The following is a 16,910-nucleotide window of genomic DNA, read 5'->3' as shown; positions in this document are numbered from 1 at the left end:
TACAGTTCGATCACGAAATTATTCAATTTTAACGGAAATGTTTCATGATTCGTATAAAAGGCGACCTTTAAAACAAAAGTATTACATGGTAAAAATAACTGTTTCGCGACCGGCAGCCGTTTCCGCCCGGATAGAAACCTTTAGCGGTGACGTTCCATCTTCATCAAATATCACGATTTCATTTCGTCCCTCCCTCAACCAGGGCTCAGGGATATACAATCCATTGATCTTGATCTTCTCGGGGTATCGCCCCAAATGATGCCCGTTCACCCAAACCGAGCCGTGGCCAAGGCTGGTGGTGATCACCCGCCAGGTCGTGCCGTAACCCGGAGACGCTGCAAGATTGAATGCCGACCGGTAAAAAACCGGCCCCCGGTCTGCAACCAGCTTAAACGGCGACCATCCGCCGAGGGTATCCGTTCCTGCGCCGCCTTTCATCTTCCAGTTTTCAACCGCCACAGACGACGCACCTTTAACGGCTTTGGTCAACGTGACTTCGCCGCTGATGCCTTTCGCGTCTATCGTATCCAGCACGCCCCGGTAAAAGAGCAGCTTATTACGCCCGTTATGCGACGCGAAAACCGACAACGTGTTTGTTTTGCCCGACTCCAGGCGCATCTGCACCGCCTTGTTCTCCATCTCGCCGGAGTCGATCCGCGTTCCGTTCAGAAACACCGAGGCCCGCTCACGAATATTTTTAAACCGTAGAATATAATCGCCGGTTTCGGCTACCTTGAGCTGTGTACGATACCAGGCGTTCGCGGTAATATCGCCATCAGCACCCATCTGCAACGGCGGCTTACTTTGTTTCCAGTTTTTATCATCAAAAGTAACCAGGGCAGGGACCGAAGCGCTTTTCATTTCCCAGGAGGACAACACGGGCAGACCGACGGGCGTATCCCCTACCGCTTCAACAGGATTCAATTTTAAGGCGCCCGGTTTAAAGATCCAGGCTGGCGATTTAAGCTTCTTGCCCAATGGAACCTCAGTAACAATGACCTGTTGATCAGGACCGGCGGCACCGGGGCCATACGCGCGTTTTGCCGGCCGATAGCCCGCATAAGTAACCACAGAAGAACCCACCACGATATCGCTGTTTCCGCGGCCGGTTTCGTCCTCCACGATCCAGCATCGTTGTGCGTGCGCCTTGCTAAGTACCAGCACCTGCAGCTGCCGGTCCCCGGCCGCCAACACATACGAGGCCGGCGCCGGCGCCGCAACCGGTGCCGAGAAGGCAATGATGCCAGACCCTAGCTGCTTAAAATTTTTCGTTACCGTAATTGGGCCGGCGGCGCCCGTAATTTTAAAGTATAACGAGGCCGTTGAACCCGGATCGCCATAAGTAATCATCGTGGTGGTTTTATCCCTGGTAACGATACCAAATATTCGGGAAGCGTTCCATTCCAGGCTGATCCCGGGCGCCGCCTGGAACTGGTTGACCACCGGCATGATCTCGCCCGGCGCAAGCCTCACCGTAACCGGAAGCGCCGGTTTCAGCGTCTTTGGCGGAACGATACGCACCAGCGCAGCGCGGGCTTTCGGGTTATCTGCAAAAGCGATGTTTCCCGCCGGGCTTATCCGCGCATTGATCTTGATCGAGGTGTCACGCACCATCCACCGGTAGCTGTTCCCGCCATCTTTACTATTCGCCAGGATCTCCTGGAAGCTGCGGGCAAACCAGGCGGCACGTTTAAAGCCGTAATAAATTGGCCGCAGATCGCCCGTTTGGCCGATAGCCGCGCCGTAGTCATACGAGGCAGCCATGTCGCGGTCGTTATTGTACCCGAAATTACTTCCCCCGTGCGCCATATACACATTGTAGCCATTTCCGCCATGGGCGATGATCTTCCAGGTGCGCCGGTCATAGATCGTAGAATCCTGCGGCTGTGCGCCATAGTTAAAAAACCACACCCCCCAGTATTCCGTGGAGAACCATGGATTGGGACGTTTGGCATCGTCGAGGCTTTTAAGGTTGCCTGCCGGGTCGTTACCCGGATGCAAGCCGCTAAAGAAATAAGGGACCTCGAGGCCAAGCGATACGGTTTTATCGGCCAGGTATTTGAAATAGCCGTTTGGCACGATGTTGCCCCAGCTCTCGGGGTGCTCGTTTTCCAATTGCACCATGATCACCGCACCGCCCTTGTGCACCTGGTTAGCCGAGACGATAGGGATCAGCTTGTCAAAGAACTTACCGACCGCGGCCAGGAATTGCGGGTTGTCTTCGCGCACACGCAACCCGGGCTTAAACTTAAGCCAGACAGGGTACCCGCCAAAGTTCCATTCGCCGCAATAGTACGGGCCTACCCGCACGATGGCATACATGCCGAGCTTTTTGATCAGCCGCAGGTAGGCATCGAGGTCCTGGTCGCCCGAAAAGTCGAACCAGCCTTCCTTCGGTTCATGAAAATTCCAGAACGTATACATTTCCACGGTGTTAAACCCGGCTCGCTTTAGTTTCACCAACCGGTCTTCCCACAGCTCATGCGGCACGCGGGCATACTCCATCCCGGCCGATACCACGAACATACGTTTCCCGTTTACCAGGAAACCACGGCTATCATAGTCGATAAACGGTTTCGCTGCCGCGGAAGCGGGGAAAATATGGTCGTTACGCGCAACAGGCATCGTTTGCTGCGCATAGCTTCTGAGAAAAAACGCCAGCAGCAATAAAACCAAACTGTTCTTTACAGGTACGATCAGCTTCATGGGCACAAATCTAAACAAAAACAGGAGGCAAGCTTTTGGGCCTCCTCCTGTAGTTATTGGGGGATTGTTGAGTCTGAATTAAACGCCGCTTGGTTTCCATGGCGCACGGTACTCGCGTTTAACGAACTGGTTCACTTCGTCAACGTTGGTTACCTTCATGTTCGCCGCATCCCAGTTCAGGTTAATGTAACGGGCAGGGAATTGCGGGCCGCGCTGGCGCATACCTGCACCCGGGGTTGCCGCACCGGTTCCGGCAGTTGCAGGAGGTGCCGCAACAGCTGCTTTTGGTACGTTCACACCACGGATGGCGAGGTTACACATCAGCATAGCTTCGGTTAAGAGGGCAGCTTTCTCGAACGGAGAGCTCACCACACCTTTTCCATAACCGTCCAGGCAGGCCTGTACCCACTGTGCGTAGTGGCCGTCGGCACCGTTGGTAACACGCGCGAACTTTTCAGGTACGTTCACCTCGTCCATTCTAGATACCGGGAGCAGGCGCGCTCTCGCCGAATAGCAACCGGCAGTCATTTTGCCTTTGCTGCCGATAAAGAGCATGCCACCATCGCCGCTGCCGAATGCTTCGGCCGGGTCAAGTTCCTCCGGACGAGGAGGGATCATACCACCGTCCATCCAGTGTACACGAACCGGGCCTTTGGTCTTATCTGTTTTAGGGAAGGTCATGATGGTGTAGTTAGATGCAGGACCGGTTTCGAGTGATCCGCCACCGCTTACGCTGGTTTGCACGCTGCTCACATAACCGAGGTTAAGTACGCTCATAGGCGCCTCGAGAATGTGCGCACCCATGTCGCCCAATACGCCTGTACCATAATCCCACCAGCCTCTCCAGTTAAACGGAACGAGGTCGATACCGCCTTCTGCAGCCATTGCCGGGAAAGGTTTTGCAGGTGCGGTACCCTGCCAGAGGTCCCAGTTCAGGTCGGCAGGAGCCGTACCAGGCTTAGAGGGCCATTTCATATTGTTGCCTTGCGGCCATACCGGGCGGTTGGTCCAGCAATATACTTCCTGTACATCGCCGATAATGCCTGCATCGAACCACTCTCTCATCTGGCGCACGCCGTCGTTCGAAGAGCCCTGGTTACCCATCTGGGTAATAACTTTGTGCTTCTTAGCGAGTTTGGCAAGCAAACGTGCTTCGAATACGTCGTGTGCCAGGGGTTTCTGGATCCAGGTATGTTTACCCAGGGTGATGGAAGCAGAGCCTACCACCGCGTGGGTATGGTCTGGTGTAGACACCGATACCGCATCGAAATTTTTGTGCTCCTTGTCGAACATTTCTCTCCAATCCACATAGCGTTTTGCTTCGGGATATTTCTCGAACGTTCTTTTTCCCCTTGACTGGTCAACATCGCAAAGGAAAGCCATTTTTGCTTTTCCGCTGCCCATAAAACCGTTGATGTCGCTTTCGCCTTTACCGCCCACACCCACAGATGCGATGTATAAAGTGTCGCTTGGCGCTCTAAAGCCCTTGCCAAGTACATGGCGGGGCACAATGGTGAACGCAGCCGCAGCTACGGCTCCGTTCTTTACAAAATCTCTCCGGGAGATGTCGAGTTTTTCTGTTTGGTCTTTACCCTTCATTATTATTTTAGTTAATCAAGTGTGGTGCCCGCTAGTGCCGGGCTGATTTACGTTTGGTTATTATATATTTGCCTCAATCGTTTTAGCTACGACTAAATTAGAAAGTTTAAATGGATTTTTTCCAATAATTAAAAGAGACTAGGTAAAATTTTTGTGTAATAAATATTTGATAAACATATGCATAGTAATCGATCAATTGCCCGGGTTGCTGGCCTTAGCCTACTGGTGACCGGGGGAATTTTCTACTCCTTCGTTGCCGACGTCCCGAAGAAACCGGACGAAAGCCGTTTCACCGCCGTGGCGCTTACCCAGCCCGGCGACCTCGACGAACCCAACACCTTTGAAGTACTAAAGGACGGGCGCGTACTCATCAGCGAACGCAAAGGCGCCGTAAAGCTCTATGACCCAATCACTAAGATGACTTCGACGATTGCGCAGATCCCCGTGAATATGAAATACACCAGCGCCAAAGGCGTAGTAAGCGAAGCGGAAGAAGGCCTGCTCGGGCTCACCGTAGATCCTAACTTCGCCGTGAACCATTGGGTGTACACCTTTTACTCGCACCCTACCGAAAGCAGGTTCCAGCTCACGCGCTGGGTGTTTGCCGACGAACGGCTGGTACCCGGCTCGGAGAAAATCGTGCTGCAATTTGCTACGCAGCGCGAAACCTGCTGCCATACCGGAGGCGGCATGACGTGGGACGCCAAAGGCAATCTCTATTTAACGGTAGGCAACAATACGGGGACGTCCCTGTCTTCGTCGACAGACGAACGCCCCAACCGTGTAAACTGGGACGACCAGCGCGGTACCGCCAACACCAACAGCCTGCTGGGAAAGATCCTCCGGATTAAACCGAAGGCCGACGGCACGTACCTGATCCCCGCAGGAAACCTGTTCCCCCCGGGTACAAAGAACACCCGCCCGGAGATCTACACCATGGGGCACCGTAATCCCTGGCGGCCATCTATCGACAGTAAAACCGGTTTTCTCTATTGGGGCGATATCGGTTCTGATGCCAACGAAGATACCGAGATAGGTCCGCGTGGCTACGACGAGCTGAACCAGGCACGTAAACCGGGTTTCTTCGGCTGGCCTTATTTTGTGGGGCCCAATGCGGCGTTCCCGATCTTCGATTATGTAGGCGGCGAGCTGCTCGATAAAAAAGATCCCAAAAAGCCAACCAATACCTCGGTAAACAACACCGGGCTAAAGGAGCTTCCCCCGGTGGCTCCCCCGTTTATTTATTACCCGTATGCCGCTTCAGAAGAATTTCCGCTGGTAGGAAGCGGAAGCCGCAGCGCTACCGGCGGTCCTATCTATCACCGCGCCGATTTCCCGCTGGCAAAACGCCCGTGGCCGGCCTACTACGAAGGCAAATGGATCGCTACCGATCTTGCACGCGGCTGGATCATGTCCATTGCCATGAAACCGAATGGCGACTACCTGTCGATGGAGCGCTTCCTCCCTTCCTACCGCCCCGTAGAGCCGATCGACATGAAGTTCGGCCCCAGCGGCGACCTTTACGTACTGGAATACGGCAGCGTATGGTTTGGCGCCAGCGCAAGCGCGAAACTGGTACGCATCGAATACAACGCCGGTAACCGCAAACCTGCCATCGCCGTTTCGGCGGATAAAAGCGGCGGTACCGTACCTTTAAAAGTTGCCCTCTCTTCTGCAGGCACAAAAGATGCCGACGGCGACCTGCTTAAATATCGCTGGAAAGTGAATACCCCGGGCGGTGTTCCGTTACTGTTTACTACGGCCAACCCGGCTATTACGCTTACCAAACCCGGGGTGTACACCGCCAGCCTGACGGTTACCGATCCCAAAGGTGCTTCGAACACGAAATCGCTGGCCATCATTGCCGGTAACGCCGCCCCGTCGGTAAACATCGAGCTGAACGGTAACGCTACCTTTTTCTTTAACAACAAGCCCCTGGGGTACTCCGTTTTGGTTAACGACCAGGAAGACGGAAGCCTGGCGGCCGGCACGATAAGCGCCGACCAGGTGGCCATCAGCATGGATTACGCCTCCGAAGGGTTTGACTATGCCGAGATCATCCAGGGCCAGCGCAGCGTAGACGCCAACACCCGTTTTGCCGTGGCACGCGCCCTGATGGCGAAATCGGATTGTAAGAACTGCCACCTTGACGATGCCAAGAATATCGGGCCTTCGTTTACCGATATCGCCAAAAAATATAAAGGCGACGATAAAGCGCCGGCCCACCTGGTAAGCAAGGTACGCGCAGGCGGCATGGGAGTATGGCAGAACCTGATCAGTATGCCTGCACATCCGTCTATCTCCGACGCAGATGCACATACCATCGTAAAATACATTCTTAGCATTACCGATAAAACGATCAATACCCTCCCGGTGAAAGGTACTTATGTAACCAAAACGCCTGAAGGCGACCCGGGTAACGGCACTTTCGTGATCCGCGCCGCATATACTGATCACGGCAATAAAACCATCCCGAAACAAACTTCCGAATCTACTATCGTGCTGCGTAACCCGCTGGTGAGCGGCGGCGCCGCCGAGATCATGAAAGGGGCCATCGTGAAGGTAAATGGCCAGGACGGTATCGTGAACGTGATCCCGAATACAAACGGCTATATCGGTTACAAAAAGCTCGACCTCACCGGCATTAAGCAGGTAGAGCTGCGCATCAGCACCAGCGTACGCGAAAAGAACCCCGGCGGCAAGGTGGAGATCCGGCTCGATTCGCCCGATGGTGCATTAATCGGGCAGGCGGAAGTTCCTTCGGTAGAAGACGAGCCGCGCGCCATTAACGCGCCGCCGCTAAAAGCTGACGTGAAAGACACTACAGGTAAACATGACCTTTATTTTGTGTTCAAAAATGCTGCGGCAAAAGCGTCAGATCCGTTGTTCTCCCTGATCAGCGTAAAGTTTAATGATGAGAAAAAATAAACCGTAGCTGTTAAACCTGCCAAAATAAAAAGAGACCGTCCTTTTCGCGGACGGTCTCTTTTTATTTTGGCAGATCGGTTCTGGCCGATTTAACTTCAAACAGGTGCTCTCGGGGGTTGTTCGTGCTTCACATGGTGAGCCAGGGTTTTCGGGCTGATCCCGGGCACCGGCAAGAGAGGGTCACAAACAAAAAAGACCGCCCTTTTGGGGACGGCCTTTCCATTACCAAATCAACAACCTATCAACCTATAGGTATCCAGGATTTTGTTTCAGGTTCTCGTTCAGTGTACGCTGTACTTGCGGTACCGGGAATAACTGAAGATCTGCCTTATTAGTTGGCGTATGATCCCACCAGGAAGCCGTGTGGAACTTACCGAAACGGATCAGGTCGCTTCTTCTAAAACCTTCGAAGATGAATTCGCGGCCACGCTCTTCAAGCAGCTCATCCATAGTTAAACTTGCTACTGTATACTGACGGGTCGCGAAGTCGGCCGTGCTGAATGCGCGTTTTTTGCAATCATTAATCAGCTGTACGGCTTCTGCGGTAGCCACATTGTTATTTTTACGCATCAGCGCTTCTGCCTTTGCAAAATATACCCAAGTAAGGCGGTATACGTTCCAGTCCGTGTTATTGTATGTAGCCAGTGCCGCCACCGGGTTTCCATTGCGCACACCCGCAAGCTGGTTACCTAACTTATACTTAAAGAAACGAACACCGCTGTTTTCTTCACCTTCGCTCATGTTTGAAAGGGTAGAACCGACCTTATTCTTACGAATATTGTCTACAAAAACAATCTGCTGACCGCTGTACTCGTTACCACCTGAAGCGAGAGCCGGCTGGCCGTTATCGAAACGTACCATCGGTCCTTCATGGAACCATCCGCGTTTGCGAAGGTCGGCGTCCTCGTATTTAGTCCAGTTACCGGGAACAACCACGATACCGTCGTTACCGTTACGGCCGTGCCCTTCGATAATACCCTGCTGGAAGTGGAAGAAGTCACCGGTCCACGATGGCTGGCTGTTTGCCAGCTGGAATTCGTACGCGATTGAAAAAATTCCTTCTTTGGAATTGTTGTTAGTCGTATTGAACTGGGCAAAAATATCCGGGTCGAGCGCCATCGCGCCATTCTGGCCGCCAGCGGTGTTGTTTATCAGCGCATTCGCGGCAGCGATACAATCATCCCAACGGGCAGTACCAGTCCATACCTGTGCGTTCAGGTAAAGCTCTACCAGCATGGCATAACCGCCAGCCTGCGACATGCGGCCCACCATCTGCTGCGAATGTTTCGGCGCTGCAGCGAGGTTATCCTTGATCTCTTTCTCGATGAATGCAAAGACCTCCGCACGCGGACGGGTTTCCGGTTTAGCAGGGATACCGATCTGGGTAACGATTGGAATGTTCCCGAACATATCCATCAGCTTGATGTAGTGGAATGCGCGGAGCAACTTCAACTCTGCCACGTAAGCGGCTTTTTCAGTTTCGGTTATACCCATGGAAGTGACCGGCCTTTTTTCGAGGTTCTCGATCGCATCGGTACAAAGCGACATACCCCAATACATCAGCGTCCAGGCGGTGTTAAGCATCCCGTCGTCTACTGTCCAGGTGTGGTAGTGCAGGCGTTTCCACTGGCCGCCGTCTTCGCCGTGACGTCCTTTGGTAGGCCACGCCAATTGGTCGGTCGTCAGCTCACTCGTACGCCACCATCCATGCTGCCCGGAGGAAGTTACCCAGGCGTTGGCATGCGTATAGGGTCTCAAAACTGCGGAGAGTACTTCCGTTTTGTTGTTATAAAAATTATCAGCGACCAGTTGACTGTAAATGTTCTCTTTCAGGTCTGAACAGCCGCTGCCGATCGCAGTAAAAACTGCGGTCAGGGAAAGGGCGATTATTTTTTTAATATGCTTCATGTCTATTGACTAATAATGTTAGAATCCAAAATTTACACCAAACAGGAACTGGCGGGTGATCGGGTAAGGACTGCGTGTATCGATACCAGGGCCTAAGCCAGTAGTAGAAATGATGTCAGGATCGTTACCGGTATACCCGGTGATCAGGAATAAGTTCTGACCTGTAACATAAGTACGCAGGTTACGCACATACTTAGTTTTCAGCTTAAAGGTATATCCCAGGGTTGCTTCGTCCAGTTTCAGGAAGCTGCCTTCTTCCACGTAATAATCGGAGTACATGTACGTATCCTTAATTTCGAGATACTTGGTGAATGCACTTCTGAGGAGATTTGATGAAACACCATTCCTGTTGCCGTACGAGATGGCAAGGGTATTAAGGATCTGGTAATCCAGCTGGCTGCGGAAGAATGCACGCAGGTCGAATCCTTTATAAGTGAAGTTATGCCCCATTGACAGGTAGTACTTCGGAATGGCGTTCCCGATAACCTGGAGATCGGTTTGATCACGAAATACCGAGTTGTTTATTGAGGCATTCGGAACCTTTTCCCCGGCACGGTTGTAGAACAGCCATTTGCCTGCGGCGTCGAATCCTGCAAATTTCTTGCCCCAGAATTCACCTATTCTCCGGCCTTCGTAGGTACGGATCGCATCGCCAAGAGCACCGAAACCACCGATACCGCCGAAGGTCCTCATATCACGTTTGTACTCGTCGTTCGAATACGAGTCAAGGACGTTTTTCGTGGTGTTCCCGGTGAAATCGATATCATACCTGAAACTGCCTTTATTCACCGCTTTAAAGTTCAGCGCAAGCTCGACACCTTTTGCGGAGATCGTTCCTACGTTGGTATAAATAGAAGACACGATGAACGGCGGCTGCGGAGACGTATAAGTATCGAGCAGATCCTTCGTTAAGCGTTTGTATACATCCAGGGAGCCGCTCAGCCTGCTGTTAAAGAGAGAAAAGTCGGCACCAATGTTGGTTTCCTGTTTACGCTCCCATTTCAGGTTCGGGTTCGGGTTACGGGTCGGACCATAAGTCTGGTTGAACGATCCGTCGGGGTACCGGTAAATATTACCTGTTCCTAGCAATACCAGTGAAGCATAGTTCTCAAAGCCCGAGTTACCCGTTTCACCATAACCTACGCGAAGTTTCAGGTTGTTGACGAATTTAACGTTGCTCATAAAGCTTTCGTCGGAAATATTCCAGGCAGCCGATGCCGCAGGGAAGGTGGCGTATTTATTATTGGCACCGAAACGTGAAGATCCCTCGCGACGAACTGAAGCGGTTAGGAACACTTTATCGTTCCACGCGTAATTCACACGGCCAAAGTAAGCAACCAGCGTATTATCCGATTTACCGCTGGAGATACCTGTGTTGTTGGTAGTGATCGGAACACTGCCCATGTTGTTGTCGCGGAACAGGTCATTAATATAACCACGGTTGTTGGCGCTAAAGTTTTCCGAAACCTCGTAGCGGAACGAATAACCAGCCAGACCGGTCAACCTGTGATTAGCACCTACGGCTTTCGTATAGTTCAGCGTAGGCTCGAAGTTAAAGTTCTGATCGAGCACTGTGCCACGCGCAGCATAACCGCCGTTTGGAACGGTTGTGTTCTGTACGGAGTTCTGGCTGGCACGCAAGCGGTATTCGCTGTTCACGTAAGCGTTACGAACTACTGCACCAAATGCCGACAGCGTCATGCCCTCGATGAGCTTCAGGTCGAACTTCGCATCCGCAGAGTTGGTCAGCTGGTTACGATTGTTGGTTTCCTGTTTCAGGCGGGCAAGCTCGTTGGTCGGGCTGGAGATCACCGGCACGAAGAAAGATCCGTCGGGATTGTAATGCGATTCCGTCGGGTTCTTAGTCAGTACGTTCTCGATACCGCCCGAACCGCCGAGCAGGTTAGCCCTGTTGTAGTTGGAACCGATATTGAACTGCCCGGAAAGACGGTCCTGGAAGCCGCGGGTAGTAAGGCTTAAGCGCAGGCCATATTCTTTACGATCGTTTTCGCGCAGGTAACCCTGGAGATCGCGGTAGTTTAACGACGCCCTGAAGCTGGTTTTACTAGCCCCGCCGGAAACCGCGAAGTTGTGGTTATGGCTTACGTTGCCGCCGCCGATGAAATCTTTGTAGTGGTCAAAACGACCGCCAAAATCAGCTCCGGGAGTTGCATACCCGAAGTTTTTGATCTTATCTACGAATTCTTCGGCAGTCATGAAATCCGGCCGCTGATAGAGCTTCTCGGTCCTCACATACGAGTTATAATCGAAACGGGGGTCACCACTTTTACCTTTTTTGGTGGTGATGATGATCACGCCCGCATTCGCACGCGTTCCGTAGATCGCCGCGCCAGAACCATCTTTCAGCACGGAGAACGATTCGATATCGTCCTGCTGAAGAAGGTCCAGGTTACCGCCGGGGATACCGTCAACGATAAACAGCGGGGTAGTCGTACCAGACAGCGAGGTTACGCCACGCAGCTGAACGCTGACGCCCGAGTTCGGGTTGGTACCGCCCGTACGGGAGATCTGCAGACCGGCAACCTTACCGATCAAAAGGTCAAGCGGGTTTCTCGAGCCGCTTTGCCGGAATTGCGCACTGTCTACCACTGCTACGGCAGAAGTAACTTCTCTTTGCGCGAGGTTACCGTAACCTACCGCTACTACCTTGATCTCGTTAAGCTCGCTGGCAGCAGGCTCCATAGACAGGCTGATGGCCGCATCGCCCCGTACTGCCGCTGTTTTAAGTGTATACCCGATAAAACTGAACTCGAGCACGTCGCCCTCGTTCGCATCGATGGTGAACTTACCGGAAGCATCGGTAACGGCCACTTTGGTCGTTCCCTTTACCTTTACGTTCACCCCGGGTAACGCAGCCCCCGCTTCATCCCGGACAGTACCGGTAATTGGCTTTCTTTTCAACGCCATTTTAAAATGGTTCGTTCCGGATTCACTCCCCAGCACCCCAAGGCCCGTAGCATAGGCCTGGGACTGGATCGCACAGAGTACTGCTAATCCTGAAATCTTAAATAAATTAATTTTCATACGCACAGTTTGTTAGGTGGTTAATTGTTCTGTATATAGTTTTAGCAAATAAAACCCGAATTCATGGGCCCGGCGATACCAGGCAGCTGCAAGTGTAATTGTTTATTGTGTGTTGGTTAATTCGTTTTAGCAAAATAAGCAGAATTTATCATTCCGTTGCTTTCGCGGCCTAAAATAAATAAAAAGAATGCGCTCTTACATGGTGAAAATGGTGAAACCCACTTGTATCATTTATGTTACAAATCACTTTTCGATATGTATATACAATCTATAGGCTTTACCGTTTTAGCATAATCGTATACCCTCATAATTCCTTTACTTCCCGCTAATACTCCGGAAATACACGACCTGTATATTGCACCATCGGGGTATTGTCCCCTGCCCACACTTGCAGCAGATGAAAAAAATACGGGTTGCGTTTTTTGCCGAAATCCTAATCCAAGATCTTGATGGGGCAGCCCGCACCATGTTCCAGTTGATCGGACGGATAGATCCCGCCAGGTTCGAATTCCTGTTCTTTTGCGGCAAAGGCCCCGACCAGTTAGCAGGTTTCACCTGCTGCAGGCTGCCGGTGGTGAGGCTGCCCGCTACTACGTATTCGATGGCTTTGCCCGCCCTGGCCAAAAAAAGTATGACAGACCGCTTGCTCGAATTCCGCCCGGACGTTATACACATCGCCACCCCTTCCCTGCTCGGCGGTTTTGCTGTTAAGTTTGCGAAACTCTACCAGCTCCCGGTGCTCACCATCTACCATACCCACTTTATTTCGTACATGGATTATTACCTGAGCCACACCCCTTTCCTGGTGCACAAGGCGAGAAAGATGATCGCAGGTACCCAGCGGTGGTTCTATAATCAATGCGATACGGTTTACGTTCCGTCGGGAAGCATTCAAACAGAGCTGGAAGAAATGGGGATCGACGCATGGCGGATGAAGCGCTGGCAACGCGGCATCGATACGGGCCTGTTCTCCCCCCTTAAAAGAGACCCGCGGGTGATCGAACGGATCACGGGCAACGACCGCCCGGTGGTGTTTTTCGCCAGCAGGCTGGTGTGGGAGAAAAATCTCGAAACGTTGTTCCGCATCTACGACCTGTTGCAGGCCGTGCTGCCCGATGTAAATATCCTGATCGCCGGCGACGGCATCGCGCGCAAAGCATGCCAGTTCCGCATGAAAAAAGCCTTTTTTGTCGGCATGGCAGGTCACGAAACACTTTCGGTACTCTATGCCAGCGCATCGGTGTTTCTCTTCCCCTCCGTGTCCGAAACCTACGGGAACGTAATAGCCGAGGCAATGGCCTCCGGTCTTCCCTGCGTGATCGCGGACGGCGGTGGCTCTTCCGACTTTATCCGCCAGGGCGTCAACGGCTTTAAGTGCAGGCCGTATGACGAATATGACTACGTGGAAAAGATCCGCCTGTTACTGGAAAACCAGCTGCTGCACGACCAGTTCTCGCGGGAGGGGCTGGCAGACAGCCGGTTGCTGGACTGGGATAAACTTGCTGAAACCTATTTTGACGACCTGGCCGGGCTGGTACGAAGCACCAGGCTGGCGGTAGTTTAACTGCATGGCAAAATACGTTAAACCGGTCGTTCTTGCAGGCATGCTCGTGCTTCTCGCCGTTTTTCTCCGCCATACCGATTTTCAGAGCGTTGGCGCCTCGTTATCACTCGTAGGTTATCGTTTTAGCGCGCTGCTGCTTACCACGTTTGCCGCCTATTTCCTGGGCACCATCAGCTGGAAATATTGCCTTGGCGACAAGTCTGGCGAAATATCTGCTACCCGCCTGTTTTTTGTACGCCATATCGGCGAAACCGCCGCGCTGCTCAATCCTGCCGGTATGGTGGGCGGTGAAGCGGTGAAGGTGTTGCTGCTTAAGGATCATGGCATCGCCGCAAAATCAGCCACGGCCTCCATCGTAATGGCAAGGGTGATCATGGTGATCACCCAATTGCTCGTAGCGGGAATTGCGCTCGCGTTCTTCCTGGCGAAGGAACCGGGCATCACCATCCCGCCGGGTAAGCTGCTGCTTTACAGTCCCGTAGTGCCGCTGGTGCTGGCCGCTGGCTGGTTCGGGCTTCGCTATCTCGCCGGCAAGAGCCCCGAGTTTATGCAGCTCTTTAAAAACAGCCGCAAAAAGCTATTGTATGCCTGCTTTTTTGCTGCGCTGCACTGGGTGGTGGGCGGATTAGAATTTTACTTCATTCTCCGGTTCCTCGGCCACCCCGTCACCATGACCGATGCGCTTGCCGCGGATATGGGCGTCGTATTTTTTAAGGTAGCCGGTACGTTTATACCCGGGCAGCTCGGTATCGAGGAGTATGGCAACAAGGTGATGCTCTCCGCCATCGGCCTGCCCGGCGCCGGGCTATGGGTCACTGCATCCATTTTACGCAGGGCCCGGCAGCTGACATGGATCGTTTTCGGGGTCGTACTCTATTTTGTATTGTATAACGGGCGCAAAATACCGCAGCAGGAAGTATAGTGGAAATATTATTCGTTAGTCATAAATATCCTCCCGCCATCGGCGGAATGGAAAACCAGAGTTTCGAGCTGATCAACGGCATGAAAAAGCTTGCGCGCGTACATACGCTGCTGCTCGGCGCCGGCGAAAACCGCTTACAATTTTTTCTGTCCCTCAACCGGCGAATCCGTCAGCTCTGCAAAGCGAACCCGGGCATTACGGTGATCCATTTTAACGATGCCCTGGTGGCCTCCGTCAGCCTTTTTCACACCGGCTACGCTCATCTTAAGCGTACCGCCACCGTACATGGCCTGGACGTGGTGTACCCAAACCTGCTGTACCGCCGGTTCGTTTTCCATGGGCTAAAACGATTGGATCTCGTGATCCCTGTAAGCCAGGCCACTGCCCGGGCCTGCACCAGGCTTGGCATTCCGCCCGGGAACCTGCTTGTGATCAACAATGGCGTGGATGAACAGGCGCCCCGGAGCATCACCCGGGAACAGGCAGACCGCCTCTTGCAAAACCGGTTTGGCATTGATACCGGCGGACGTCGTCTCCTGGTTGCTATGGGACGACCCGTGAAGCGAAAAGGCTTCTCCTGGTTCATCAAAAACGTTTTACCACAGCTGGATCCCGCCTTCATGCTGCTGCTTATCGGTCCCATTCCCAACCAGGAGCATATTGGAGGCCGTATTTTCCGGCGGCTGCCCGCGTTTGCCAGGAAACCTTTCGAGCTTATGCTGGCACTCCCCAGCGACGAGCGACCCCTGCAGCAATTGCTGGCCAAACGCCCCTACCGCCACCGCGTGTTCCGCACCGGTAAACTATCCAGGGAAGTAATTGGTAACCTCTTAAGCGTGGCTGATGCGTTTGTAATGCCCAATATCGAGGTAAGCGGCGATATGGAAGGTTTCGGCCTGGTTTGCCTCGAAGCCAGTATCTGCGGCGCCCGCGTACTTGCTTCGGCAAGCGGAGGCATTCCAGACGCTATCAGCGATGGTGAAAATGGCCTGCTACTGCCTCCCGGGGATGCGGATTCGTGGATCAGGGCGCTGAATAACCCTTCTGATACCCTGCCCGGCGCCGCGTCACGTATCGCCTTTACACGCCGGCAATTCAGCTGGGAGAAAATGACGAAGGAATATCTCGAAGCTTTTTCCCGCATATAAATCACCCGGCAACCAGTAAATTATGAACTACACCATCATCGGACTCGTACTCGCAGCGATAATCGTCCTCATCGCGTTCCTCATTCGCAGGAATAAAAAAGACGAAAAGGAATTTACCACCGGCCTTACCCGGTCGGAGCTGAAGCCGGAAAAGCATGAAGACGGGCCGAATTTGTAAGGGGGCTTCGGCAAGCTCAGCCTGACGAAAGATACCGTAAGCCCGGCGTGACGGCGGGTTTACAGCCTGGTGCTGTTGAGCCTGGGGTTCATACTGGCATTTACCTGGTAGGTAACCACCTGGTTTTCTGCGGTGACTTCTACAATGCGATAGCCTTTGTAGTCGGTGCCCCAGTTCCCGCCGAAGTGCGAGTCGAACAGGTGCGGCAGCTTATTGGTATAGCGCACACCGTCGAGGGAATGATCGTGCCCGTGAAACACGGCCTTGATGTTCGGGTAGGCATGCAAGATCTCCAGCACTTCTGGGCATTCTAAGAAGATCGATTCCTCTTCCGGCGTCCAGCGGTGCGGCGCAATGTGCAGCACCGTGAACACGATCTTCTTACTTTTCATTTTCTCAAAAGCTTCCTTCAGGAATACCGGGTTGGGGCAAACATATTCGCCCCTGGTGTTGGCGGTATTGGCCAGTACGAAACCTATGTCGCCAAACTCGAACATATAGTTATCCTCGTATCCAAACACCCGCTTCCAGAGCGCCGCATCGGCAAAATCATGGTTACCTGGGAGGGTGTGGTAAGGCACCGGGAGCTTGTCGAGGAACGTGCTCTTTACTTTAGGCAGCAGGTCTGGACGATCATGCACCAGGTCGCCGTTAATGATCACCAGGTCGAGGTGATTGTCGCGGTGCTCCCTGGTGAGCCACTTGACCAGGTCATTGTAAAAACCGTCCGAATCGATCCCCGGTTGCCCGTAATGCCCGTCGGACGCCAGCGCAAAGCGAAGCTTAAACTTCCCTGCGGCCGATGGGGCCACTGACCCTGCGGGACCGGCAAACGAATCCACGGGTGGCAGGAGGGTAACTCCCGCCAGCCCGGTAAGTCCTGTTTTAAGAAACCTGCGACGACTATTCATA

At 53.0% G+C, this 16,910-nt stretch carries 10 protein-coding genes; 5 read left to right on the top strand and 5 right to left on the bottom strand.

Annotation, left to right across the window (positions count from 1 at the left end; genetic code table 11):
• Positions 1-81: 81 nt before the first annotated feature.
• Both GS398_RS13655 and GS398_RS13650 read right to left on the bottom strand, forming a co-directional pair.
• Positions 82-2,706 (bottom strand): beta-galactosidase, encoded by a 2,625-nt coding sequence (locus GS398_RS13655; RefSeq protein ID WP_160907361.1) that lies wholly within the window; start codon positions 2,704-2,706, stop codon positions 82-84.
• Positions 2,707-2,784: 78 nt separating this feature from the next.
• Entirely contained in the window at positions 2,785-4,305 is a 1,521-nt protein-coding gene (locus tag GS398_RS13650; protein ID WP_160907360.1) for a Gfo/Idh/MocA family protein, read from the bottom strand.
• Positions 4,306-4,482: 177 nt separating this feature from the next.
• Here GS398_RS13650 and GS398_RS13645 point away from each other — a divergent pair, with 177 nt between their 5' ends.
• Positions 4,483-7,233, top strand: a complete 2,751-nt coding sequence (locus GS398_RS13645) for a PQQ-dependent sugar dehydrogenase (RefSeq protein ID WP_160907359.1) — start codon at positions 4,483-4,485, stop codon at positions 7,231-7,233.
• A gap of 246 nt (positions 7,234-7,479) precedes the next feature.
• Here the strand turns inward: GS398_RS13645 and GS398_RS13640 are convergent, their stop codons facing one another.
• Entirely contained in the window at positions 7,480-9,141 is a 1,662-nt protein-coding gene (locus tag GS398_RS13640) for a RagB/SusD family nutrient uptake outer membrane protein (RefSeq protein WP_160907358.1), read from the bottom strand.
• An 18-nt stretch (positions 9,142-9,159) separates the two neighbouring features.
• Complete coding sequence (locus tag GS398_RS13635) at positions 9,160-12,186, bottom strand: SusC/RagA family TonB-linked outer membrane protein (RefSeq protein WP_160907357.1); 3,027 nt, start codon at positions 12,184-12,186, stop codon at positions 9,160-9,162.
• 397 nt (positions 12,187-12,583) lie between these two features.
• Between GS398_RS13635 and GS398_RS13630 the strand changes: the two genes are divergently transcribed.
• Genes GS398_RS13630 through GS398_RS22280 form a run of 4 tightly spaced genes read left to right on the top strand, consistent with a single transcriptional unit; the run spans position 12,584 to position 15,998 of the window.
• Positions 12,584-13,750, top strand: coding sequence for a glycosyltransferase (locus GS398_RS13630; protein WP_160907356.1), 1,167 nt, complete (start codon positions 12,584-12,586; stop codon positions 13,748-13,750).
• A gap of 4 nt (positions 13,751-13,754) precedes the next feature.
• Positions 13,755-14,672 carry a lysylphosphatidylglycerol synthase transmembrane domain-containing protein gene (locus GS398_RS13625; protein WP_160907355.1) on the top strand — a complete coding sequence of 306 codons (918 nt, stop codon included), beginning with the start codon at positions 13,755-13,757 and terminating at the stop codon, positions 14,670-14,672.
• The gene (locus GS398_RS13620) at positions 14,672-15,820 is read left to right on the top strand and encodes a glycosyltransferase family 4 protein (protein WP_160907354.1); all 1,149 of its coding nucleotides are present in this window, start codon (positions 14,672-14,674) and stop codon (positions 15,818-15,820) included. Before GS398_RS13625 ends, GS398_RS13620 begins: the two co-directional genes overlap by 1 nt.
• Before the next feature lie 22 nt (positions 15,821-15,842).
• Complete coding sequence (locus GS398_RS22280; RefSeq protein ID WP_202406063.1) at positions 15,843-15,998, top strand: FeoB-associated Cys-rich membrane protein; 156 nt, start codon at positions 15,843-15,845, stop codon at positions 15,996-15,998.
• A gap of 59 nt (positions 15,999-16,057) precedes the next feature.
• On the opposite strand, the gene GS398_RS13615 is transcribed toward GS398_RS22280, so the two are convergent.
• On the bottom strand, positions 16,058-16,909 hold the full coding sequence (locus tag GS398_RS13615) for a metallophosphoesterase family protein (protein ID WP_160907353.1): 852 nt from the start codon (positions 16,907-16,909) through the stop codon (positions 16,058-16,060).
• Position 16,910: the final 1 nt, after the last annotated feature.

Source organism: Hufsiella ginkgonis, from assembly GCF_009834915.1.
Lineage (GTDB): Bacteria > Bacteroidota > Bacteroidia > Sphingobacteriales > Sphingobacteriaceae > Hufsiella > Hufsiella ginkgonis.
The sequence above is the reverse complement of the archived record's forward strand: the minus strand, read 5'-3'. Positions and strand labels throughout refer to the sequence as shown.